The sequence below is a fragment of the Pseudomonas sp. Marseille-Q5115 genome, assembly GCF_916618905.1.
Lineage (GTDB): Bacteria > Pseudomonadota > Gammaproteobacteria > Pseudomonadales > Pseudomonadaceae > Aquipseudomonas > Aquipseudomonas japonica_A.
The window spans coordinates 5,109,328-5,132,309 of sequence record NZ_CAKAKI010000001.1 but is presented as its reverse complement, the minus strand read 5'-3'; the positions used below and the strand labels follow the sequence as shown (position 1 = coordinate 5,132,309).

The 22,982-nt window shown below is 57.9% G+C and carries 28 protein-coding genes; all 28 read right to left on the bottom strand.

Translation table 11 applies throughout. The features are described 5' to 3' along the window. Positions 1–180 carry a 50S ribosomal protein L30 gene (rpmD, locus tag LG385_RS23615; protein ID WP_181117532.1) on the bottom strand — a complete coding sequence of 60 codons (180 nt, stop codon included), beginning with the start codon at positions 178–180 and terminating at the stop codon, positions 1–3. Beyond that, positions 180–680, bottom strand: a complete 501-nt coding sequence (rpsE, locus tag LG385_RS23610) for a 30S ribosomal protein S5 (RefSeq protein WP_225776114.1) — start codon at positions 678–680, stop codon at positions 180–182. Before rpsE ends, rpmD begins: the two co-directional genes overlap by 1 nt. A 3-nt stretch (positions 681–683) precedes the next feature. After that, positions 684–1,034, bottom strand: coding sequence for a 50S ribosomal protein L18 (gene rplR / locus LG385_RS23605; protein ID WP_040261511.1), 351 nt, complete (start codon positions 1,032–1,034; stop codon positions 684–686). Positions 1,035–1,044: 10 nt separating this feature from the next. Further along, positions 1,045–1,578 carry a 50S ribosomal protein L6 gene (gene rplF, locus LG385_RS23600; RefSeq protein ID WP_181117534.1) on the bottom strand — a complete coding sequence of 178 codons (534 nt, stop codon included), beginning with the start codon at positions 1,576–1,578 and terminating at the stop codon, positions 1,045–1,047. A 12-nt stretch (positions 1,579–1,590) separates the two neighbouring features. Next, complete coding sequence (gene rpsH / locus LG385_RS23595; RefSeq protein ID WP_181117535.1) at positions 1,591–1,983, bottom strand: 30S ribosomal protein S8; 393 nt, start codon at positions 1,981–1,983, stop codon at positions 1,591–1,593. A gap of 190 nt (positions 1,984–2,173) precedes the next feature. After that, positions 2,174–2,479 (bottom strand): 30S ribosomal protein S14, encoded by a 306-nt coding sequence (gene rpsN, locus LG385_RS23590; RefSeq protein ID WP_181117536.1) that lies wholly within the window; start codon positions 2,477–2,479, stop codon positions 2,174–2,176. A gap of 13 nt (positions 2,480–2,492) precedes the next feature. Further along, a complete protein-coding gene (gene rplE, locus LG385_RS23585; protein ID WP_181117537.1) occupies positions 2,493–3,032 on the bottom strand; it encodes a 50S ribosomal protein L5 in 540 nt (179 codons plus the stop codon). A gap of 20 nt (positions 3,033–3,052) precedes the next feature. Continuing rightward, positions 3,053–3,367 (bottom strand): 50S ribosomal protein L24, encoded by a 315-nt coding sequence (gene rplX / locus LG385_RS23580; protein WP_040261506.1) that lies wholly within the window; start codon positions 3,365–3,367, stop codon positions 3,053–3,055. Positions 3,368–3,378: 11 nt separating this feature from the next. Continuing rightward, on the bottom strand, positions 3,379–3,747 hold the full coding sequence (gene rplN / locus LG385_RS23575) for a 50S ribosomal protein L14 (RefSeq protein ID WP_003243907.1): 369 nt from the start codon (positions 3,745–3,747) through the stop codon (positions 3,379–3,381). A 23-nt stretch (positions 3,748–3,770) separates the two neighbouring features. Next, the gene (gene rpsQ, locus LG385_RS23570) at positions 3,771–4,037 is read right to left on the bottom strand and encodes a 30S ribosomal protein S17 (protein ID WP_181117538.1); all 267 of its coding nucleotides are present in this window, start codon (positions 4,035–4,037) and stop codon (positions 3,771–3,773) included. A gap of 2 nt (positions 4,038–4,039) precedes the next feature. Beyond that, positions 4,040–4,231, bottom strand: coding sequence for a 50S ribosomal protein L29 (rpmC, locus tag LG385_RS23565; RefSeq protein WP_181117539.1), 192 nt, complete (start codon positions 4,229–4,231; stop codon positions 4,040–4,042). Next, entirely contained in the window at positions 4,231–4,644 is a 414-nt protein-coding gene (gene rplP / locus LG385_RS23560; RefSeq protein ID WP_009397508.1) for a 50S ribosomal protein L16, read from the bottom strand. Before rplP ends, rpmC begins: the two co-directional genes overlap by 1 nt. A 12-nt stretch (positions 4,645–4,656) precedes the next feature. Further along, entirely contained in the window at positions 4,657–5,343 is a 687-nt protein-coding gene (gene rpsC, locus LG385_RS23555; RefSeq protein ID WP_168085194.1) for a 30S ribosomal protein S3, read from the bottom strand. A 13-nt stretch (positions 5,344–5,356) separates the two neighbouring features. Next, positions 5,357–5,689, bottom strand: coding sequence for a 50S ribosomal protein L22 (gene rplV / locus LG385_RS23550; protein WP_168085195.1), 333 nt, complete (start codon positions 5,687–5,689; stop codon positions 5,357–5,359). Positions 5,690–5,700: 11 nt separating this feature from the next. Next, positions 5,701–5,976, bottom strand: coding sequence for a 30S ribosomal protein S19 (gene rpsS / locus LG385_RS23545; RefSeq protein WP_040261498.1), 276 nt, complete (start codon positions 5,974–5,976; stop codon positions 5,701–5,703). A gap of 15 nt (positions 5,977–5,991) precedes the next feature. Further along, entirely contained in the window at positions 5,992–6,816 is an 825-nt protein-coding gene (gene rplB, locus LG385_RS23540) for a 50S ribosomal protein L2 (RefSeq protein WP_181117540.1), read from the bottom strand. A gap of 14 nt (positions 6,817–6,830) precedes the next feature. Next, the gene (rplW, locus tag LG385_RS23535; protein ID WP_168085197.1) at positions 6,831–7,130 is read right to left on the bottom strand and encodes a 50S ribosomal protein L23; all 300 of its coding nucleotides are present in this window, start codon (positions 7,128–7,130) and stop codon (positions 6,831–6,833) included. Further along, positions 7,127–7,729, bottom strand: a complete 603-nt coding sequence (gene rplD / locus LG385_RS23530) for a 50S ribosomal protein L4 (protein ID WP_181117541.1) — start codon at positions 7,727–7,729, stop codon at positions 7,127–7,129. Before rplD ends, rplW begins: the two co-directional genes overlap by 4 nt. A 12-nt stretch (positions 7,730–7,741) precedes the next feature. Then, positions 7,742–8,377 carry a 50S ribosomal protein L3 gene (rplC, locus tag LG385_RS23525; protein WP_181122422.1) on the bottom strand — a complete coding sequence of 212 codons (636 nt, stop codon included), beginning with the start codon at positions 8,375–8,377 and terminating at the stop codon, positions 7,742–7,744. Positions 8,378–8,458: 81 nt separating this feature from the next. Further along, positions 8,459–8,770, bottom strand: a complete 312-nt coding sequence (rpsJ, locus tag LG385_RS23520; protein WP_003186070.1) for a 30S ribosomal protein S10 — start codon at positions 8,768–8,770, stop codon at positions 8,459–8,461. A 140-nt stretch (positions 8,771–8,910) separates the two neighbouring features. Beyond that, on the bottom strand, positions 8,911–10,104 hold the full coding sequence (tuf, locus tag LG385_RS23515) for an elongation factor Tu (protein WP_225776109.1): 1,194 nt from the start codon (positions 10,102–10,104) through the stop codon (positions 8,911–8,913). A gap of 29 nt (positions 10,105–10,133) precedes the next feature. After that, the gene (gene fusA, locus LG385_RS23510) at positions 10,134–12,254 is read right to left on the bottom strand and encodes an elongation factor G (protein ID WP_225776113.1); all 2,121 of its coding nucleotides are present in this window, start codon (positions 12,252–12,254) and stop codon (positions 10,134–10,136) included. A 30-nt stretch (positions 12,255–12,284) separates the two neighbouring features. Continuing rightward, a complete protein-coding gene (gene rpsG, locus LG385_RS23505) occupies positions 12,285–12,755 on the bottom strand; it encodes a 30S ribosomal protein S7 (protein ID WP_040261491.1) in 471 nt (156 codons plus the stop codon). A gap of 102 nt (positions 12,756–12,857) precedes the next feature. Further along, positions 12,858–13,229, bottom strand: a complete 372-nt coding sequence (gene rpsL / locus LG385_RS23500; RefSeq protein ID WP_003186084.1) for a 30S ribosomal protein S12 — start codon at positions 13,227–13,229, stop codon at positions 12,858–12,860. Between the two features lie 179 nt (positions 13,230–13,408). Next, positions 13,409–17,608, bottom strand: a complete 4,200-nt coding sequence (gene rpoC, locus LG385_RS23495) for a DNA-directed RNA polymerase subunit beta' (protein ID WP_181117545.1) — start codon at positions 17,606–17,608, stop codon at positions 13,409–13,411. Positions 17,609–17,671: 63 nt separating this feature from the next. Next, positions 17,672–21,745 carry a DNA-directed RNA polymerase subunit beta gene (gene rpoB / locus LG385_RS23490; protein WP_225776112.1) on the bottom strand — a complete coding sequence of 1,358 codons (4,074 nt, stop codon included), beginning with the start codon at positions 21,743–21,745 and terminating at the stop codon, positions 17,672–17,674. A 219-nt stretch (positions 21,746–21,964) separates the two neighbouring features. After that, positions 21,965–22,327, bottom strand: coding sequence for a 50S ribosomal protein L7/L12 (gene rplL / locus LG385_RS23485; protein ID WP_181117547.1), 363 nt, complete (start codon positions 22,325–22,327; stop codon positions 21,965–21,967). A 78-nt stretch (positions 22,328–22,405) separates the two neighbouring features. Then, on the bottom strand, positions 22,406–22,906 hold the full coding sequence (gene rplJ, locus LG385_RS23480) for a 50S ribosomal protein L10 (RefSeq protein ID WP_225776111.1): 501 nt from the start codon (positions 22,904–22,906) through the stop codon (positions 22,406–22,408). Positions 22,907–22,982 lie beyond the last annotated feature (76 nt).

The following is a 22,982-nucleotide window of genomic DNA, read 5'->3' as shown; positions in this document are numbered from 1 at the left end:
TTAACCCTCGACGCGCAGCATGTAGTAAGCCTTGTTGATCATCCCGCGGTTCTCGGGAGTATCCAGGACTTCCACGGTGTGACCGATGCGACGCAGACCGAGCCCTTTAACACACAGTTTGTGGTTAGGCAGGCGGCCGGCGGTGCTCTTGATCAAGGTAACTTTCAAGGTTGCAGACATTACAGAATCTCCTCGACGCTCTTGCCGCGCTTGGCGGCGATCGAATCAGGGGACTGCATGGCTTTCAGACCATTGAAAGTGGCATGTACGACGTTGACCGGGTTGGTCGAACCGTAGCACTTGGCCAGAACGTTCTGAACACCAGCAACTTCCAGGACGGCACGCATTGCGCCGCCGGCGATGATGCCGGTACCTTCGGAAGCAGGCTGCATGTACACCTTGGACGCGCCATGGGCGGACTTGGTGGCGTACTGCAGGGTGGTGCCGTTCAGATCTACCTGAATCATGTTGCGGCGAGCGGCTTCCATTGCTTTCTGGATAGCTGCAGGCACTTCGCGGGACTTGCCACGGCCGAAGCCGACGCGGCCCTTGCCATCACCTACCACGGTCAACGCGGTGAAGGTGAAGATACGACCGCCTTTTACGGTCTTGGCAACGCGGTTAACCTGAACCAGCTTCTCGATGTAGCCTTCGTCGCGCTTTTGATCGTTATTTGCCATAACTTAGAACTCCAGCCCGCCTTCACGAGCAGCATCAGCCAGCGCCTTGACGCGGCCGTGGTACTTGAAGCCAGAACGGTCGAAAGCCACTTGGGAAACGCCGGCGGCTTTCGCACGCTCAGCGACCAGCTGGCCAACCTTAGTGGCGGCGTCGATGTTGCCGGTGGCGCCATCACGCAGTTCTTTGTCCAAGGTCGAAGCGCTTGCCAGGACCTTGCTGCCGTCGGCCGAAATGACCTGGGCATAAATGTGCTGCGAAGAGCGATACACGCACAGACGCACGGCTTCGAGCTCGTGCATTTTCAGGCGTGCCTTGCGAGCGCGACGCAGACGAGTAACTTTTTTGTCGGTCATTTGCTAGGCCCTACTTCTTCTTGGCTTCTTTACGGCGGACGACTTCATCCGCGTAACGGACACCCTTGCCTTTGTACGGCTCTGGACGACGGAAGTCGCGGATTTCCGCGGCAACCTGGCCAACGAGCTGCTTGTCGATACCCTTGATCACGATATCGGTCTGGCTTGGAGTTTCAGCGGTAACGCCTTGCGGCAGCTGATATTCAACCGGGTGCGAGAAACCAAGTGCCAGGGACAGAACTTCACCCTTGGCCTGAGCCTTGTAACCTACGCCAACCAGCTGGAGCTTGCGCTCGAAGCCTTGGCTTACGCCCTGCACCATGTTGTTGACCAGTGCACGAGTGGTGCCGGCCATTGCGCGAGTCTGCTGGTCGCCGTTACGAGCGGAGAAACGCAGTTCGCCACCCTCTTCGACTACTTCAACAGAAGCGTGAACGTTCAGCTCGAGAGTACCCTTGGCACCCTTGATCGACAGTTGCTGACCAGCGAATTTAACTTCAACGCCGGCTGGCAGCCTGACGGGGTTCTTAGCGACGCGAGACATGCTTATCCCCCCTTAGAACACAGTGCAAAGGACTTCGCCGCCGACACCGGCAGCGCGCGCAGCACGATCCGTCATCACACCTTTGTTGGTGGAGACGATGGATACGCCGAGACCGCCACGAACTTTTGGCAGATCATCAACGGATTTGTACTGACGCAGGCCAGGACGGCTGACGCGCTTGACTTCCTCGATGACCGGACGGCCTTCGAAGTACTTCAGCTCGATGGACAGCGAAGGCTTGGCTTCACCGGTGACCTGATAACCCGCGATGTAACCTTCGTCCTTCAGAACTTTGGCTACCGCAACCTTCAACGTGGAGGAAGGCATGCTGACGACGGACTTTTCAGCCATCTGGGCATTACGGATGCGAGTTAGCATGTCCGCTAACGGGTCCTGCATACTCATGGGCTAGACGCTCCTGATACAAAAAAAACGAGCCTTTCGGCTGCAAAAATCGCCTGCTCAATCGCCCAGGAAAATACCCGGGCTCAGGCGAGCCGGTCATTCTAGTCACACCCCGGAAACGAATCAAGCCCCAGAAGGGGCTTGATCGTATTGCGTGACCAGCGGCGGATGACTCCGCCGCGGTTGCGACTTACCAGCTGGCCTTGACCAGGCCTGGTACGTCACCACGCATTGCAGCTTGGCGCAGCATGTTACGCGCCAGGCCGAACTTACGGTAAACACCGTGAGGACGACCGGTCAGGCGGCAACGGTTGCGCAGGCGCGATGCGCTGGCGTCACGTGGCTGCTTCTGCAGAGCGACGCTGGCTGCCCAGCGCTCTTCTGGAGTTGCATTCAGGTTGACGATGGTCGCTTTCAGCTCAGCACGCTTTTTGGCGTACTTGGCTACCGTTTGCTGACGCTTCAGCTCACGGTTTTTCATGCTCGTCTTAGCCATGGTCCGACTCCTATCAGTTACGGAACGGGAACTTGAACGCACGCAGCAGAGCGCGGCCTTCGTCGTCCGAACGGGCGGTAGTGGTCAGGGTGATGTCCAGACCGCGAAGAGCATCGATCTTGTCGTAATCGATTTCCGGGAAGATGATCTGCTCTTTGACACCCATGCTGTAGTTGCCACGGCCATCGAAGGACTTGGCATTCAGGCCGCGGAAGTCGCGAACCCGAGGCAGGGAGATCGACAGCAGACGATCCAGGAATTCATACATACGATCGCGACGCAGGGTTACCTTGACGCCGATCGGCCAGCCCTCACGCACCTTGAAGCCTGCAATGGATTTGCGGGCGTAGGTGACGACAGGCTTCTGGCCAGTGATCTTTTCCAGGTCGGCAACAGCGTGCTCGATGACTTTCTTGTCGCCGATCGCTTCGCCCAGACCCATGTTCAAGGTGATCTTGGTAACGCGCGGAACTTCCATCACGTTGCCCAGCTTAAGTTCTTCCTTAAGCTTGGGAGCGATTTCCTTCCGGTAAATCTCTTTCAGTCGTGCCATTGTCTTCTACCTAGCAGTGTTCAAGCATCAACCGCTTTCTGGGTCGACTTGAAGACACGAATTTTCTTGCCGTCTTCTACTTTGAAGCCAACGCGGTCAGCCTTGTTGGTTTCACCATTGAAAATGGCAACGTTGGAAGCGTGCAGAGGCGCTTCTTTCTCGACGATACCGCCTTGAATGCCAGCCATCGGATTCGGCTTGGTATGACGCTTGACCAGGTTGACCCCGCCAACGACCAGACGGTCGTCAGCGAGAACCTTCAGCACCTTACCGCGCTTGCCCTTGTCTTTGCCGGCGATCACGATGATCTCGTCGTCACGACGAATCTTTTGCATGTCGGATCTCCTTACAGCACTTCTGGGGCGAGCGAGACGATCTTCATGAACTTCTCGGAACGAAGCTCACGGGTCACTGGCCCAAAGATACGGGTGCCGATCGGCTCTTGCTTGTTGTTCAGAAGAACAGCAGCGTTGCCATCGAAGCGGATGATGGAACCATCAGCGCGGCGCACACCGTGACGGGTACGAACAACAACAGCGGTCATCACCTGGCCTTTCTTGACCTTGCCGCGCGGAATCGCTTCCTTCACGGTCACTTTGATGATGTCGCCAATGCCGGCGTAACGACGGTGCGAACCGCCGAGAACCTTGATGCACATTACGCGACGAGCGCCGCTGTTATCGGCCACATCGAGCATGGATTGAGTCTGAATCATAAAATATCTCCGACCCCTAGCCCTTAGACTTCAACAGCGCGTTCAACGATTTCAACCAGGGCCCAGTTCTTGGTCTTGGCGACCGGACGGGTTTCACGAATGGTGACCTTGTCACCAATGTGGCACTGGTTGTTCTCGTCGTGAGCGTGCAGCTTAGTCGAACGCTTGACGTACTTGCCGTAGATCGGGTGCTTTACGCGACGCTCGATCAATACGGTGATGGTTTTGTCCATCTTGTCGCTGACAACACGGCCAGTCAGCGTACGGACGGTTTTTTCGGCTTCAGCCATGATTACTTACCTGCCTGCTGGTTGAGCACAGTTTTCACGCGAGCGATGTCACGCTTCACTTGCGAGAGCAGGTGAGACTGCCCCAACTGGCCAGTTGCTTTCTGCATACGCAGATTGAACTGGTCGCGCAGCAAGCCGAGCAGTTGCTCGTTCAGTTGCTGTGCTGATTTCTCACGAAGTTCGTTCGCTTGCATCACATCACCGTCCGCTTAACAAAGGAGGTGGCGAGAGGCAGCTTTGCAGCCGCCAGGGCGAATGCCTCACGCGCCAGCTCTTCGGAAACACCTTCGATCTCATACAGGACTTTGCCTGGCTGGATCTGGGCTACCCAATATTCGACGCTACCCTTACCTTTACCCATCCGCACTTCGAGAGGCTTCTTGGTGACCGGCTTGTCCGGGAACACGCGAATCCAGATCTTGCCGCCACGTTTTACGTGACGAGTCAGGGCACGACGTGCCGATTCGATCTGGCGGGCGGTGAGGCGGCCGCGAGCAACAGCTTTCAGGGCGAACTCGCCGAAGCTGACTTTGCTACCGCGCAGTGCCAGACCACGGTTGTGGCCGGTCATCTGCTTGCGGAATTTTGTACGCTTTGGTTGCAACATTTGGCGTACCCCTTACTTGGCAGCTTTTTTACGAGGCGCAGGTGCTTGAGGTTTCAGCTCTTCCTGGCGACCACCAATTACTTCGCCTTTGAAGATCCAAACCTTGACACCAATCACACCGTAGGTGGTGTGAGCTTCGTAGGTGGCATAGTCGATATCGGCACGCAGGGTGTGCAGAGGCACACGACCTTCGCGATACCATTCAGTACGTGCGATTTCAGCACCGCCCAGACGACCGCTCACCTGGATCTTGATGCCCTTGGCACCAATACGCATTGCGTTCTGTACGGCGCGCTTCATGGCGCGACGGAACATTACGCGGCGTTCCAGCTGCTGAGCTACGCTCTGTGCAACCAACATACCGTCGAGCTCCGGCTTACGGATCTCTTCGATATTGATGTGCACGGGCACACCCATTTGCTTGGTCAGGTCCTGACGCAGCTTCTCAACATCTTCACCTTTCTTGCCGATCACGATGCCGGGACGAGCGGTGTGGATGGTGATGCGTGCGGTCTGAGCCGGCCGATGGATATCGATACGGCTTACGGACGCGCTTTTTAGTTTGTCTTGCAGGAACTCACGCGTTTTCAGATCCGCCAGCAGATAATCTGCGTAGGTCCGACCGTCTGCGTACCAGACGGAGGTGTGCTCCTTGACGATTCCCAGGCGAATGCCAACGGGATGTACTTTCTGACCCATCTGATCGACTCCGTTACTTGTCCGCAACCTTGACAGTGATATGGCAAGACCGCTTGACGATGCGATCAGCGCGGCCTTTGGCACGCGGCATGATGCGCTTCAGCGAACGCCCTTCGTTGACGAAAACAGTCGACACTTTCAGATCGTCGACGTCTGCGCCTTCGTTGTGTTCGGCGTTGGCAACGGCCGACTCGAGGACTTTCTTCATGACTTCAGCGGCCTTCTTGCTGCTGAAGGCCAACAGGTTGAGCGCTTCGCCCACCTTCTTCCCGCGAATCTGGTCGGCGACCAAGCGGGCTTTCTGGGCGGAGATGCGAGCGCCCGACAACTTAGCGGCTACTTCCATTTCCTTACCCCTTAACGCTTGGCTTTCTTGTCAGCCACGTGCCCGCGATAAGTGCGGGTACCGGCGAACTCGCCCAGTTTATGGCCAACCATGTCTTCGCTCACGAGAACCGGAACGTGTTGACGCCCGTTGTGTACAGCGATGGTCAAACCTACCATTTGCGGCAGAATCATCGAACGGCGCGACCAGGTCTTAACTGGTTTGCGATCGTTCTTTTCCGCCGCCACTTCGACCTTCTTCAACAGGTGAAGATCGATGAAAGGACCTTTTTTCAGAGAACGTGGCACTGTCGTATCCTCAGATTACTTGCGACGACGGACGATCATGTTGTCGGTACGCTTATTACCACGGGTTTTCGCACCCTTGGTCGGGAAGCCCCATGGCGATACCGGATGACGACCACCGGAGGTACGACCTTCACCACCACCATGTGGGTGGTCAACCGGGTTCATGGCAACACCACGAACGGTTGGGCGAACGCCACGCCAGCGTTTGGCACCGGCTTTACCCAGCGAACGCAGGCTATGCTCGGAATTCGAGACTTCACCCAGGGTCGCGCGGCACTCGGAGAGCACTTTACGCATCTCACCGGAACGCAGACGCAGGGTCACGTAGGTGCCTTCACGAGCAACCAGCTGAGCGGAAGCACCAGCGGAACGGGCGATTTGAGCACCCTTGCCTGGCTTGAGCTCGATACCGTGAACGGTGCTACCAACAGGGATGTTGCGCAGCTGCAGGCTGTTGCCCGGCTTGATAGGAGCCAGAGCGCCAGAGATCAGCTGGTCGCCAGCACTCACACCTTTCGGCGCGATGATGTAGCGACGTTCGCCATCGGCGTAACGCAGCAGAGCCAGGTGAGCAGTACGGTTCGGATCGTATTCGATACGCTCGACAATGGCGGCGATGCCGTCCTTGTCGTTGCGACGGAAGTCGACCAGACGATAATGCTGCTTGTGGCCACCGCCAACGTGACGGGTGGTGATACGGCCATTGTTGTTACGACCGCCAGACTTCGACTTCTTCTCGAGCAGCGGAGCGTAAGGAGCGCCTTTATGCAGCTCCTGGTTGACCACCTTGACCACGAAACGGCGGCCAGGGGAAGTCGGTTTGCATTTAACGATTGCCATGATGCACCCCTTCCTTACTCAGCACTGCTGCTGAAATCGAGATCTTGGCCTGGCTGAAGAGCGACAACGGCCTTCTTCCAGTCATTACGCTTGCCCAGACCCCGAGCGGTACGCTTGGTCTTACCCAAAACGTTCAGGGTAGTCACGCGCTCCACTTTAACGTCGAACAACGTTTCGACGGCCTTCTTGATTTCCAGCTTGGTAGCGTCGGTCGCAACCTTGAAGACGAACTGGCCTTTCTTCTCAGCCAGGCCGGTGGCCTTCTCGGATACGTGCGGGCCAAGCAGAACTTTAAATACGCGTTCCTGGTTCATCCCAGCAGCTCCTCGAATTTCTTCACGGCCGACACGGTGATCAACACCTTGTCGTAGGCGATCAGACTGACCGGATCGGAACCTTGAACGTCACGTACATCGACGTGCGGCAGGTTGCGAGCAGCCAGGTACAGGTTCTGATCAACGGCTTCGGAAACGATCAGCACGTCAGTCAGGCCCATGCCATTCAGCTTGCCCAGCAGTTCTTTGGTTTTTGGCGCTTCAACAGCGAAGTCCTGAACCACGACCAGACGATCAGTGCGTACCAGCTCAGCGAGGATGGAGCGCAGTGCTGCGCGATACATCTTCTTGTTGAGCTTCTGCGAGTGATCCTGAGGACGAGCAGCGAAAGTAGTACCACCGCCGCGCCACAGCGGGCTACGGATGGTACCGGCACGAGCACGACCAGTGCCCTTCTGGCGCCATGGGCGCTTGCCGCCGCCGGACACGTCCGAACGGGTCTTCTGCTGCTTGCTGCCTTGACGGCCACCGGCCATGTAGGCAACAACTGCCTGGTGAACCAGGGTCTCGTTGAACTCGCCACCAAAGGTCAGTTCGGAAACTTCGATCGCTTGCGCGTCATTTACATTCAATTGCATGTCAGCTTCCCCTTAACCGCGAGCCTTAACAGCCGGACGCACAACCACGTCGCCGCCAGTAGCACCAGGAACGGCACCCTTGACCAGCAGCAGGTTGCGTTCAGCGTCAACGCGGACCACTTCCAGGGACTGCACGGTCACGCGCTCGGCGCCCATGTGACCGGACATTTTCTTGCCCTTGAAAACACGACCAGGAGTCTGGCACTGGCCGATGGAGCCTGGAACGCGGTGGGAAACGGAGTTACCGTGGGTGTTGTCCTGACCACGGAAGTTCCAGCGCTTGATGGTACCGGCAAAGCCTTTACCCTTCGACTGACCGGTAACGTCTACCAGTTGGCCTGCTGCGAACAGTTCCGAGTTGATCAGGTCGCCTGCCTGGTACTCGCCTTCTTCAAGGCGGAATTCCCAGACACCACGGCCAGCGGCTACGTTCGCCTTGGCGAAGTGACCAGCTTGTGCAGCGGTTACGCGCGAAGCGCGACGCTCACCCACAGTGACTTGCACTGCACGGTAGCCATCGGAATCTTCGGTTTTGAACTGAGTGACGCGATTCGGTTCGATCTCGATGACCGTAACCGGAATAGAGACACCATCTTCGGTGAAGATGCGGGTCATACCGCACTTACGACCGACTACACCAATAGTCATGTTGTAAACCTCATGAGTGTACGGGGCTTTCACCCGCTATGGCCGCCCATTTCAGAGCGTTACACGACCAAGACACGGGTCTTAGCCGAGGCTGATCTGTACTTCCACGCCTGCCGCGAGGTCGAGCTTCATCAGCGCATCAACGGTTTTGTCCGTTGGCTGGACGATGTCCAGGACACGCTTATGAGTGCGGATTTCGTACTGATCACGCGCGTCTTTGTTGACGTGCGGGGAGACCAGAACAGTGAACCGCTCCTTACGGGTAGGCAGTGGAATCGGACCACGCACCTGTGCCCCAGTACGTTTCGCGGTTTCCACGATTTCCTGGGTGGATTGGTCGATCAGGCGATGGTCAAATGCCTTCAACCTGATACGAATTTGCTGATTTTGCATTGGATTTCAGACTCCAGGCTCATTCCCAACAGACGGACTACGCCCGTTAAAAGGAGGCGTGATTCTATAGACGCCCCTAACAGGTGTCAACCCAATAAAAAAGCCCCCGCTAGGCGGGGGCTCCTTTTGGAACGGGGGACTTACTCGATGACTTTGGCTACAACGCCAGCGCCAACGGTACGACCGCCTTCACGGATTGCGAAACGCAGGCCGTCTTCCATCGCGATGGTCTTGATCAGGGTAACAGTCATCTGAATGTTATCGCCTGGCATTACCATTTCAACGCCTTCCGGCAGTTCGCAGTTACCGGTCACGTCAGTGGTCCGGAAGTAGAACTGTGGACGGTAGCCTTTGAAGAACGGGGTGTGACGACCACCTTCTTCCTTGGACAGCACGTACACTTCTGCAGTGAACTTGGTGTGCGGCTTGACGGTGCCGGGCTTGACCAGTACCTGGCCACGCTCAACGTCGTCACGCTTGGTGCCGCGCAGCAGCACGCCGCAGTTCTCGCCAGCACGACCTTCGTCCAGCAGCTTGCGGAACATTTCAACGCCGGTGCAGGTGGTCTTGACGGTTGGACGCAGGCCAACGATCTCGACTTCTTCCTGGATCTTGACGACGCCACGCTCAACACGACCGGTTACCACGGTACCGCGACCGGAGATCGAGAACACGTCTTCGATCGGCATCAGGAACGGCTTGTCGATAGCACGCTCTGGCTCGGGAATGTAGCTGTCGAGGGTTTCGACCAGCTTCTTCACGGCAGTGGTGCCCATCTCGTTGTCGTCCTGGCCGTTCAGGGCCATCAACGCCGAACCGATGATGATCGGGGTGTCGTCGCCTGGGAAATCGTAAGTGCTGAGCAGGTCACGCACTTCCATTTCAACCAGTTCCAGCAGCTCGGCGTCGTCCACCATGTCAGCCTTGTTCAGGAAGACAACGATGTAAGGAACGCCAACCTGACGGGACAGCAGGATGTGTTCGCGGGTCTGAGGCATCGGGCCGTCAGCGGCCGAGCACACCAGGATCGCGCCGTCCATCTGGGCAGCACCGGTGATCATGTTCTTCACGTAGTCAGCGTGACCTGGGCAGTCAACGTGAGCGTAGTGACGAACAGCCGAGTCGTACTCGACGTGCGCGGTGTTGATGGTGATACCGCGAGCCTTCTCTTCCGGGGCGCTGTCGATCTTGTCGAAGTCAACCTTGGCCGAACCGAATACTTCGGAGCAGACGCGGGTCAGAGCAGCGGTCAGAGTGGTTTTACCGTGGTCAACGTGACCAATGGTGCCAACGTTGACGTGCGGTTTGTTACGTTCAAATTTTTCTTTAGCCACGACAGTGAACCTCTTGCCTAAAGGGCTGGTTAGCCTTGTTTTTTAACCAGAGCATCGACGATATTCGAAGGCGCTGGAGCGTATTTGGAGAATTCCATGGAGTAGCTGGCACGGCCCTGGGACATGGAGCGCACGTCGGTCGCATAACCGAACATTTCGCCCAGCGGCACTTCGGCACGGATTACCTTGCCGGAGACGGTGTCGTCCATACCCTGGATCAGACCACGACGACGGTTCAGGTCACCCATCACGTCGCCCATGTAGTCCTCAGGGGTCACTACTTCGACTTTCATGATCGGCTCGAGCACTTCGCCACCGCCCTTCTGGGCCAGTTGCTTGGTAGCCATCGAGGCCGCGACCTTGAACGCCATTTCGTTGGAGTCGACGTCGTGGTACGAACCGTCGAATACCGTTGCTTTCAGGCCGATCAGAGGATAACCGGCAACAACGCCGTTTTTCATCTGCTCTTCGATGCCCTTCTGGATTGCCGGGATGTATTCCTTCGGAATCACACCACCAACGACCTCGTTCACAAACACGAGACCTTCCTTGATGTTGCCGCTCGCATCGACGTCTGGCTTCGAGAAGCGAACCCAGCAGTGACCGAACTGGCCGCGACCGCCGGACTGGCGAACGAACTTGCCTTCGATCTCGACGTTGTCCTTGGTGATCTGCTCACGATAGGACACTTGCGGCTTACCGATGTTGGCCTCGACGTTGAACTCGCGGCGCATACGGTCGACAAGAATGTCCAGGTGAAGCTCGCCCATACCGGAAATGATGGTCTGGCCGGTTTCTTCGTCGGTCTTGACGCGGAACGAAGGGTCTTCCTGAGCAAGCTTGCCCAGAGCGATACCCATCTTTTCCTGGTCATCCTTGGTCTTGGGCTCAACGGCTACCGATATAACCGGCTCCGGGAAGTCCATACGAACGAGGATGATCGGCTTGTCAGCAGCGCAGAGGGTATCACCAGTGGTGACGTCCTTCATGCCGATCAAGGCCGCGATGTCGCCAGCGCGCACTTCCTTGATCTCTTCGCGGGTGTTGGCGTGCATCTGCACCATACGGCCCACGCGCTCTTTCTTGCCCTTCACGGAATTGATCACGCCGTCGCCGGAGTTCAGAACGCCGGAGTAAACGCGAGCGAAGGTCAGAGTACCAACGAAGGGGTCGGTCGCAATCTTGAACGCCAGAGCCGAGAACGGCTCGTTATCGTCCGCGTGACGCTCCATTTCGACAGTTTCGTCATCCGGGCTGGAACCCTTGATGGCCGGAATGTCTACAGGCGCAGGCAGGAAGTCGATGACCGCGTCCAGAACCAGGGGAACGCCCTTGTTCTTGAAGGAAGAGCCACAAACAGCCAGAACGATTTCACCGGCAATGGTGCGCTGACGCAGACCAGCCTTGATTTCCTCGAGGGTGAGTTCTTCACCTTCCAGGTACTTGTTCATGAACTCTTCGTTGGCTTCGGCAGCGGCTTCGATCATATTCGCGCGCCACTCTTCAGCCAGTTCCTGCAGTTCAGCAGGGATTGGCTCACGGCGTGCAGCCATGCCCTTGTCGTCGTCGTTCCAATAAACAGCTTCCATGGTCAACAGGTCGATCTGACCCTGGAAGTTATCTTCGGCGCCGATAGCAAGCTGGATCGGCACCGGGGTATGACCCAGGCGCTGCTTGATCTGGGCAATAACGCGCAGGAAGTTCGCACCGGCACGGTCCATCTTGTTTACGTAAACAAGACGTGGAACGCCGTACTTGTTGGCCTGGCGCCATACGGTTTCGGACTGAGGCTCAACACCGGAGGTGCCGCAGAACACTACGACCGCACCGTCGAGTACGCGCAGCGAACGTTCTACTTCAATGGTGAAGTCAACGTGGCCGGGGGTATCGATGATGTTGAAGCGGTGCTTTTCGAACTGCTTGTTCGAGCCAGCCCAGAAGGCGGTAGTCGCAGCGGAGGTAATGGTAATACCACGCTCCTGCTCCTGCACCATCCAGTCCATGGTCGCGGCGCCGTCATGCACCTCGCCCATCTTGTGGTTCACGCCGGTGTAAAACAGTACGCGCTCGGTGGTCGTGGTTTTACCCGCGTCCACGTGAGCAACGATACCGATGTTACGGTAGCGGTTAATCGGTGTTGTACGAGCCATAAAGCCCTCGCAAAGTGAGTGACGCTGAAATTAGAAGCGGTAGTGCGAGAAGGCTTTGTTGGCTTCAGCCATACGGTGCACGTCTTCACGCTTCTTGACCGCAGCGCCTTTGCCTTCAGCAGCATCCAGCAACTCGCCAGCCAGGCGCAGAGCCATGGACTTCTCGCCGCGCTTGCGGGCGTAGTCCACCAGCCAGCGCATGGCCAGGGCGTTACGACGGGATGGACGAACTTCGACCGGAACCTGGTAGGTAGCACCGCCTACACGGCGGGACTTGACTTCGACCAGCGGAGCGATGGCGTCGAGAGCTTTCTCGAAGATCTCCAGGGGGTCGCTGTTCTTGCGCGCTTTTACCGTTTCCAGAGCACCATAAACGATGCGCTCGGCAACGGCTTTTTTGCCGCTTTCCATCACGTGGTTCATGAATTTGGCGAGAATCTGACTTCCGTATTTCGGATCGTCCAGAATTTCACGCTTGGCTGCTACACGACGTCTTGGCATTGATAAGCCCTCAAACGGTCTTCAGGTTAGCCCGGGACAGTGCCCGACCTTACTCTTATCGACTCAATAAAAATGTTGACTGCAAAGTGCGGCAAGCGATCCTTACTTCGGACGCTTGGTACCGTACTTGGAACGACCCTGGTTACGGCCCTTGACACCCGAGGTGTCAAGCGAACCGCGAACGGTGTGGTAACGCACACCTGGCAAGTCTTTTACACGACCGCCACGGATCAGCACGACGCTGTGCTCTTGCAGGTTGTGGCCTTCACCGCCGATGTACGAGGAAACCTCGAAACCGTTGGTCAGGCGTACACGGCAAACCTTACGAAGTGCCGAGTTGGGTTTTTTCGGCGTGGTGGTGTACACACGGGTGCACACGCCACGACGCTGCGGGCAGTTCTGCAGCGCAGGTACGTCGGATTTCTCGACGATACGCTTGCGCGGCTGACGTACCAGCTGGTTGATCGTTGCCATCTTTAAGCTCCACTGAGGTCTTTCGACGCTTGTTGCCCTACTTTGAAAAACAAATGGCAGGGCAAAAGCCCCGCCAAATTTAGGGGTACGAGAGTCTAAAGATCCCTCGCCCCTCAGTCAAGGCGAAGCGTGCCCTGCCCTCCCAGCCGAAGCCGGAGAAGCGGGGCACGCAAGCCCTGTCAGTTACCGCTGGAGTTCAGTGCTTCCGTCAATGCGGCTTCCACTTCACTCGCGCTTACGCGCAGCGGCTTGTCTGCTTCACGGCGACGCTTGCGCTCGCTGTGATAAGCCAGGCCGGTACCGGCCGGGATCAGACGACCTACCACCACGTTTTCCTTCAGGCCGCGCAGGTAATCGCGCTTGCCGGTAACCGCTGCCTCGGTAAGTACCCGAGTGGTTTCCTGGAAGGATGCCGCAGAGATGAACGACTCGGTCGACAGCGAGGCCTTGGTGATACCCAACAGCACGCGCGAGTACTTCGAGATGAACTTGTCTTCTGCAGCAAGACGCTCGTTCTCGCCCAGTACATGGGTGAGTTCCATCTGGTCGCCCTTGATGAAGCTCGAATCCCCGGACTCGGCAATCTCTACCTTGCGCAGCATCTGCCGCAGAATGGTCTCGATGTGCTTGTCGTTGATCTTCACGCCTTGCAGACGGTAAACATCCTGGATTTCGTTGACGATGTACTTCGCGAGGGCGCTTACGCCCAACAGACGCAGGATATCGTGCGGATCGCTTGGGCCGTCCGAGATAACTTCGCCGCGGTTTACCTGTTCGCCTTCGAAGACGTTCAGGTGGCGCCACTTCGGAATCAGCTCTTCGTACGGATCGCTACCGTCGTTCGGCGTGATCACCAAACGGCGCTTGCCCTTGGTTTCCTTGCCGAATGCGATGGTACCGCTGACTTCCGCCAGGATCGAAGCCTCTTTCGGGCGACGAGCCTCGAACAGGTCGGCCACGCGTGGCAGACCACCGGTGATGTCACGGGTTTTCGACGTTTCTTGCGGGATACGGGCGATAACGTCACCCACGCCCACTTGCACGCCGTCCGCCACACCTACCAATGCGTTCGCCGGCAGGAAGTACTGGGCCGGTACGTCGGTACCTGGCAACAGCAGATCCTTGCCATCCGCGCCTACCATCTTCACGGCCGGGCGGATTTCCTTGCCTGCGGCAGGACGATCCTTGGCATCCAGTACTTCAATGTTGGTCAGGCCGGTCAATTCGTCGGTCTGACGCTTGATCGTGATGCCTTCTTCCATGCCCACGTAGGTCACGGTACCTTTCATTTCGGTAACGATCGGGTGGGTGTGCGGGTCCCACTTGGCCACGATAGAGCCAGCGTCGACCTTGTCGCCTTCCTTCACGGAAATGACCGCACCGTAAGGCAGCTTGTAACGCTCACGCTCACGACCGAACTCGTCGGCGATCGCCAGCTCGCCGGAGCGGGATACCGCAACCAGGTTGCCGTCGGCACGCTCGACGTGCTTGAGGTTGTGCAGGCGCACCATACCGCCGTTCTTCACCTGAACGCTGTCCGCAGCGGAGGTCCGGCTGGCCGCACCACCGATGTGGAAGGTACGCATGGTCAGCTGGGTACCCGGCTCACCGATGGACTGGGCAGCGATAACGCCGACCGCTTCACCGATGTTCACCAGGTGACCACGGGCCAGATCGCGACCGTAGCACTTGGAGCAGATGCCGTAGCGGGTTTCACAGCTGATCGGCGAGCGTACGATCACTTCGTCGATGCTGTTGAGTTCGATGAACTCGACCCACTTTTCGTCCACCAGGCTGCCGGCCGGAACGATGACGTCCTCGGTACCAGGCTTGAACACGTCACGGGCGATGACACGGCCCAATACGCGCTCACCCAACGGCTCGACCACGTCGCCGCCTTCGATGTGCGGGGTCATGAGCAGGCCATGCTCGGTACCGCAGTCGATTTCGGTCACTACCAGGTCTTGTGCCACGTCGACGAGACGACGGGTCAGGTAACCGGAGTTGGCGGTCTTCAAGGCGGTATCCGCCAGACCCTTACGAGCACCGTGAGTGGAGATGAAGTACTGGAGTACGCTCAGGCCTTCACGGAAGTTCGCGGTAATCGGCGTTTCGATGATGGAGCCGTCCGGCTTGGCCATCAGACCACGCATACCCGCCAGCTGGCGAATCTGAGCAGCCGAACCCCGAGCACCCGAGTCCGCCATCATGTACATGGAGTTGAAGGACTCCTGATCGACTTCCTTGCCCTCGCGGTCGATGACCTTTTCTTTCGAAAGGTTGGCCATCATCGCCTTGGACACTTCGTCGTTCGCCTTCGACCAGAGGTCGATCACCTTGTTGTACTTCTCGCCCTGGGTTACCAGGCCGGAGGCGTACTGGCTCTCGATTTCCTTCACTTCTTCGGTAGCGGTACCGATGATGCGGGCTTTCTCATCCGGGATAACGAAGTCGTTAACGCCGATCGAAACGCCGGAAATGGTCGAGTATGCGAAACCGGTGTACATCAGCTGGTCGGCAAAGATGACGGTTTCCTTCAGACCCACCACGCGGTAGCAGTGGTTGATCAGCTTGGAAATAGCCTTCTTCTTCATCGGCTGGTTGACGACTTCGTACGGCAGGCCGGCAGGCACTACCTGGAACAGCAGCGCACGGCCGACAGTGGTGTCGACGATACGGGTGCTGGTTACGCTGCCGCCGTCACGGTCGTTCACGGTTTCGGTGATACGAACCTTGATTTTCGCGTGCAGCGCGGCTTCGCCGGCGCGGAACACACGGTCGACTTCCTGCAGGTCAGCGAAGATACGGCCTTCGCCCTTGGCGTTGATGGCTTCGCGGGTCATGTAGTACAAACCCAGAACCACGTCCTGCGAAGGAACGATAATCGGCTCGCCGTTCGCAGGCGACAGGATGTTGTTGGTGGACATCATCAGCGCGCGCGCTTCCAGCTGTGCCTCGAGGGTCAGCGGAACGTGCACAGCCATCTGGTCACCGTCGAAGTCGGCGTTGTACGCAGCACACACCAGCGGGTGAAGCTGGATAGCCTTGCCTTCGATCAATACCGGCTCGAACGCCTGGATGCCCAGACGGTGCAGGGTAGGCGCACGGTTGAGCAGCACGGGGTGTTCGCGAATCACTTCAGCGAGAACGTCCCAGACCTCTGGCAGTTCGCGCTCGACCATCTTCTTGGCAGCCTTGATGGTGGTGGCCAGGCCACGCACTTCCAGCTTGCCGAAGATGAACGGCTTGAACAGCTCCAGCGCCATCTTCTTGGGAAGGCCGCACTGATGCAGGCGCAGGGTCGGGCCTACGGTAATTACCGAACGACCGGAGTAGTCCACGCGCTTGCCGAGCAGGTTCTGACGGAAACGACCCTGCTTACCCTTGATCATGTCAGCCAGGGACTTCAGAGGACGCTTGTTCGAACCAGTGATGGCACGGCCGCGACGGCCGTTATCCAGCAGGGCATCGACCGCTTCCTGCAGCATGCGCTTCTCGTTACGCACGATGATATCGGGCGCAGACAGATCCAGCAGACGCTTCAGGCGGTTGTTACGGTTGATGACGCGGCGGTACAGGTCGTTCAGGTCGGAGGTCGCGAAACGGCCACCATCCAGCGGAACCAGAGGACGCAGGTCCGGTGGCAGTACTGGCAAAACGGTCAGGACCATCCACTCCGGCAGGTTGCCGGAGCCCTGGAAGGCTTCCATCAGCTTCAGGCGCTTGGACAGCTTCTTGATCTTGGTTTCGGAGTTGGTCTGCGGAATCTCTTCGCGCAGGCGGCCAATCTCGTGCTCCAGGTCAATAGCGTGCAGCAGCTCGCGAACGGCCTCGGCACCCATACGGGCGTCAAAGTCATCACCGAACTCTTCAAGCGCTTCGAAGTACTGCTCGTCGTTGAGCAGCTGACCCTTTTCAAGGGTGGTCATGCCCGGATCGATCACCACGTAGCTCTCGAAGTAGAGCACGCGCTCGATGTCACGCAGGGTCATGTCCATCAGCAGGCCGATACGGGACGGCAGCGACTTCAGGAACCAGATGTGGGCGACCGGCGAAGCCAGCTCGATGTGAGCCATGCGCTCGCGACGCACCTTGGCCAGCGCGACTTCAACGCCGCACTTCTCGCAGATCACACCGCGGTGCTTCAGGCGCTTGTACTTGCCGCACAGGCACTCGTAGTCCTTGACCGGGCCAAAGATCTTGGCGCAGAAAAGGCCGTCACGCTCTGGCTTGAACGTGCGGTAGTTGATGGTTTCTGGTTTCTTGACTTCACCGAACGACCACGAACGGATCATTTCAGGCGAGGCAAGACCAATACGGATGGCGTCGAACTCTTCGACTTGACCCTGGTTTTTCAGCAGATTCAACAGGTCTTTCAAGGCCTTTTCCTCCTGGCGGAGCAGGAAGCGGGGGTTAGCCCCCACTCCCATTCACGTCGCGTGTTATTCGGTTTCCAGATCGATGTCGATACCGAGCGAACGGATCTCTTTGATCAACACGTTGAAGGACTCGGGCATGCCCGGCTCCATACGGTGATCGCCATCCACGATGTTCTTGTACATCTTGGTACGGCCGTTCACGTCGTCCGACTTCACGGTGAGCATTTCCTGCAGAGTGTATGCCGCGCCGTATGCTTCCAGCGCCCACACCTCCATCTCCCCGAAACGCTGGCCACCGAACTGAGCCTTACCACCCAGCGGCTGCTGGGTGACGAGGCTGTAGGAACCGGTGGAACGAGCGTGCATCTTGTCGTCCACCAGGTGGTTCAGCTTCAGCATGTACATGTAGCCGACAGTAACAGGACGCTCGAACTTGTTGCCGGTGCGCCCGTCGAACAGCTGCATCTGACCGCTTTCAGGCATGTCAGCGAGCTTGAGCATCGACTTGATCTCGCTCTCCTTGGCACCGTCGAAGACCGGCGTCGCCATCGGCACGCCTGCCTTGAGGTTTTTCGCCAGGGCCAGCACTTCTTGGTCGGAAAGCTCGTCGATGCTTTCGTGACGGCCGCCGATCTCGTTGTAGATCTCGTTCAGGAAGCCACGCAGATCGGCAACCTGACGCTGCTCTTCGAGCATGCGGTTGATCTTCTCGCCCAGCCCCTTGGCCGCAAGGCCCAGGTGGGTTTCGAGGATCTGACCAACGTTCATACGCGACGGTACGCCCAACGGGTTGAGCACCACGTCGACCGGGGTGCCGTTGGCATCGTGCGGCATGTCTTCAACCGGCATGATTACCGAGACCACACCCTTGTTACCGTGACGGCCGGCCATCTTGTCGCCCGGCTGGATGCGGCGACGGATTGCCAGGTAAACCTTCACGATCTTCAGTACGCCCGGCGCCAGGTCATCGCCCTGTTGCAGCTTGCGCTTCTTGTCTTCGAACTTGTCGTCCAGCAGGCGGCGACGATCAACGATGTACTGCTGGGCTTTTTCCAGCTGTTCGTTGAGTGCATCTTCGTTCATGCGCAGCTTGAACCACTGACCGTGCTCCAGGCCGTTCAGGACATCGTCGGTCAGCTCGGTACCTTTCTTCAGGCCCGCACCGCCATCAACTACCTGACCTACCAAAGCGTTGCGCAGACGCTCGAAGGTCGCGCCTTCGACGATGCGGAACTCTTCGTTGAGGTCCTTGCGGATCTGGTCGAGCTGGCTCTTCTCGATGGACAGGGCGCGCGAATCGCGCTCAACGCCGTCACGAGTGAACACCTGTACGTCGATGACAGTGCCCTTGGTACCGGTCGGCACGCGCAGGGAAGTGTCTTTGACGTCGCTGGCCTTCTCACCGAAGATCGCGCGCAGCAATTTTTCTTCCGGGGTGAGCTGGGTTTCGCCTTTTGGCGTGACCTTGCCTACCAGAATGTCGCCGGCGCCAACTTCGGCACCCACATAAACGATACCGGCTTCGTCCAGTTTGTTCAGCGCTGCCTCACCCACGTTCGGGATGTCAGCGGTGATTTCCTCTGGGCCAAGCTTGGTATCACGGGCCACGCAGGTGAGTTCCTGAATGTGGATCGTGGTGAAACGGTCTTCCTGAACCACGCGCTCGGACAGGCAGATGGAGTCTTCGAAGTTGAAGCCGTTCCATGCCATGAAGGCGATGCGCATGTTCTGGCCCAGCGCCAGTTCACCCATGTCGGTGGACGGGCCGTCGGCCATGATGTCGCCACGCTCTACCCGATCACCACGGTTCACCAGCGGGCGCTGGTTGATGCACGTGTTCTGGTTGGAGCGGGTGTACTTGGTCAGGTTGTAGATGTCCACACCGGCTTCGCCAGTCTCGACTTCATCATCTGCCACGCGCACCACGATACGGCTGGCGTCGACGGAATCGATCACACCGCCACGGCGGGCCACGACGCAAACGCCGGAGTCGCGAGCAACGTTACGCTCCATCCCGGTGCCCACCAGGGGCTTGTCGGAACGCAGGGTCGGTACGGCCTGACGCTGCATGTTCGAACCCATGAGCGCGCGGTTGGCGTCGTCGTGCTCGAGGAACGGAATGAGCGATGCCGCAACGGAAACAACCTGCTTCGGCGAAACGTCCATCAGGGTGACGTCTTCCGGCGCCTTGACGGTGAATTCGTTCAGGTGGCGGACCGCTACTAGTTCGTCGATCAGCTGTTTCTTTTCGTTCATGGCCGCGGAAGCCTGGGCGATCACGTGATCGGCCTCTTCAATCGCGGACAGGAAAACGATCTCGTCGGTTACAACGCCGTCGTTCACCACACGGTACGGGCTTTCGAGGAAGCCGTACTGGTTGGTGCGAGCGTACGCAGCCAAGGAGTTGATCAGACCGATGTTCGGACCTTCAGGCGTCTCGATCGGGCACACACGGCCGTAGTGGGTCGGGTGTACGTCACGGACTTCGAAGCCTGCGCGCTCACGAGTCAGACCGCCCGGGCCAAGCGCGGAAACGCGGCGCTTGTGGGTGATCTCCGAAAGCGGGTTGTTCTGGTCCATGAACTGCGACAGCTGGCTGGAGCCGAAGAATTCCTTGACCGCTGCAGCTACTGGCTTGGCGTTGATCAGGTCCTGAGGCATCAGGCCTTCGCTCTCGGCCATGGACAGGCGTTCCTTGACGGCACGCTCTACCCGCACCAGGCCCACGCGGAACTGGTTTTCGGCCATTTCGCCTACGCAACGCACGCGACGGTTACCCAGGTGGTCGATGTCGTCGACAATGCCTTTGCCGTTACGAATGTCTACCAGGGTTTTGAGCACGGCAACGATGTCGTCCTTGCTCAGCACGCCGGAACCTTCGATCTCGGTGCGACCGATACGACGGTTGAACTTCATCCGGCCTACGGCGGAGAGGTCGTAGCGCTCGGCACTGAAGAACAGGTTGTTGAACAGCGTTTCGGCGGCGTCCTTGGTCGGCGGCTCGCCTGGGCGCATCATCCGATAGATCTCGACCAGCGCTTCCAGCTGATTGCTGGTGGAGTCGATTTTCAGGGTATCGGAGATGAACGGACCGCAGTCGATGTCGTTGGTGTACAGCGTTTCGATGCGAACCACTTGAGCCTTGGCAATCTTGACCAGGGCTTCGGTGGTGAGCTCGGTGTTGCACTCAGCGAGGATTTCACCGGTGGCGGGATGCACGATGGCTTTGGCAGTGGTGCGGCCAATCATGTAGTCCAGCGGAACTTCAAGTTCCTTGATACCGGCTTTTTCCAGCTGGTTGATGTGGCGCGCGGTGATCCGGCGGCCCTGCTCGACGATGACCTTGCCGTCATTGTCGGTGATGTCCATGGAAGCGATTTCACCGCGTAGACGCTGCGGTACGAGCTCGAGGCTGAGCTTCTCGCCTTTCACATGGAAGATGTTCGTGGTGTAGAACGCGTCGAGCACTTCCTCGGTGGTATAACCAAGCGCACGCAGCAGTACCGAGGCCGGCAGCTTGCGACGACGGTCGATACGCACGAACACGCAGTCCTTCGGGTCGAATTCGAAGTCGAGCCAGGAGCCACGGTAAGGAATGATGCGAGCGGAGTACAGCAGTTTGCCAGAGCTGTGCGTCTTGCCACGGTCGTGGTCGAAGAAGACACCCGGCGAACGGTGCAGCTGGGAAACGATCACACGCTCGGTACCGTTGATAACGAAGGTACCGTTTTCAGTCATCAGGGGAATTTCACCCATGTAGACTTCTTGTTCCTTGATGTCTTTGATCGCTTTGTTCGACGATTCCTTGTCGAAAATGATCAGGCGCACCTTGACCCGCAGCGGAACCGCGAAGGTAACGCCACGAAGCACACATTCCTTCACGTCGAAGGCGGGCTCGCCCAGGCGATAACCAACGTACTCCAGGGCAGCGTTGCCGGAGTAGCTGATGATCGGGAATACCGATTTGAAGGCCGCATGCAGGCCGACGTCGCGGAACTGGTCCTTGGACACTCCCGCCTGCAGGAATTCACGATAAGAATCCAGCTGGATGGCCAGGAGGTACGGCACATCCATCACGTCCGGCAACTTGCTAAAGTCCTTGCGGATTCGTTTTTTCTCAGTGTATGAGTAAGCCATCAGCGTTCCCCAGCTTGGTCACCTGCTTGTTTGGCCTCTCCCGGCGGGAGTAGCCAGAAAATCTTGCAAACCCCATGGTTTGCGCCACCCCCTCGGGGCGGTTACCGCTCGTTACGGCGCCAACCTGATCGGCTGCCAGTAACGGAAAAAGGCCGGTGGCATAAGCCACCAGCCATCAGCCTTCTGCTTGACGCTCCGGCTGGAGACGCAAGGTCGGAGTTACTTGACTTCGACTTTGGCGCCTGCTTCTTCCAGGGATTTCTTCAGAGCTTCAGCTTCTTCTTTCGAAGCGTTCTCTTTCACAACGCCCAGGTCGTCAACAACAGCCTTGGCTTCTTTCAGGCCCAGACCGGTGGCTTCACGTACAGCCTTGATGACGTTTACTTTCTTCTCGCCGGCTTCAACCAGTTTAACGGTGAATTCGGTTTGCTCTTCAACAACGGCAGCAGCAGCAGCTGGGCCAGCAGCGGCAACAGCAGCGGTAACGCCGAAGGTTTCTTCCATTGCCTTGATCAGCTCAACAACTTCCAGAACGGTTTTCTGGCCGATTGCTTCGATGATTTGTTCGTTAGTCAGAGACATGACTATGATCCTGTATTGGGGTGACAGCCTACGCAGCCATCAAATTAAACATATGATTTCGAAAGCGCTGCTGCGGCCTTAGGCTGCGGTAGCTTCTTTCTGGTCGCGAATGGCCGCCAGAGTACGAGCCAGCTTGCTGGTAGCGCCTTGGATCACGCTCATCAGCCTTGCAATGGCTTCGTCGCGAGTCGGCAGCGAAGCCAACACGTCGATCTCGTTTGCTGCGAGGAACTTGCCCTCGAACGCAGCTGCCTTGATCTCGAACTTGTCCTGACCCTTGGCGAACTCTTTGAACAGACGAGCAGCAGCGCCCGGGTGTTCGTTGGAGAACGCAATCAGGGTCGGGCCTTTGAACGCGTCGTTGAGAACACTGTAGTCAGTGCCTTCAACTGCGCGGCGCAGCAGGGTGTTACGTACGACACGTACGTAAACGCCAGCTTCGCGGGCCTCTTTACGGAGTCCGGTCATTGCGCCTACAGTCACACCACGGGCATCAGCCACGACAGCGGACAGAGCGACTTTGGCAGCCTCGTTGACTTCAGCGACGATGGCCTTCTTGTCTTCGAGTTTAATTGCCACGGGTTTCTCCTGGTTTTACCGTTTCATTCGATCGAAACCGAATGTCGTTTTGGTGTCTGATTCGCGAGCGAATCGG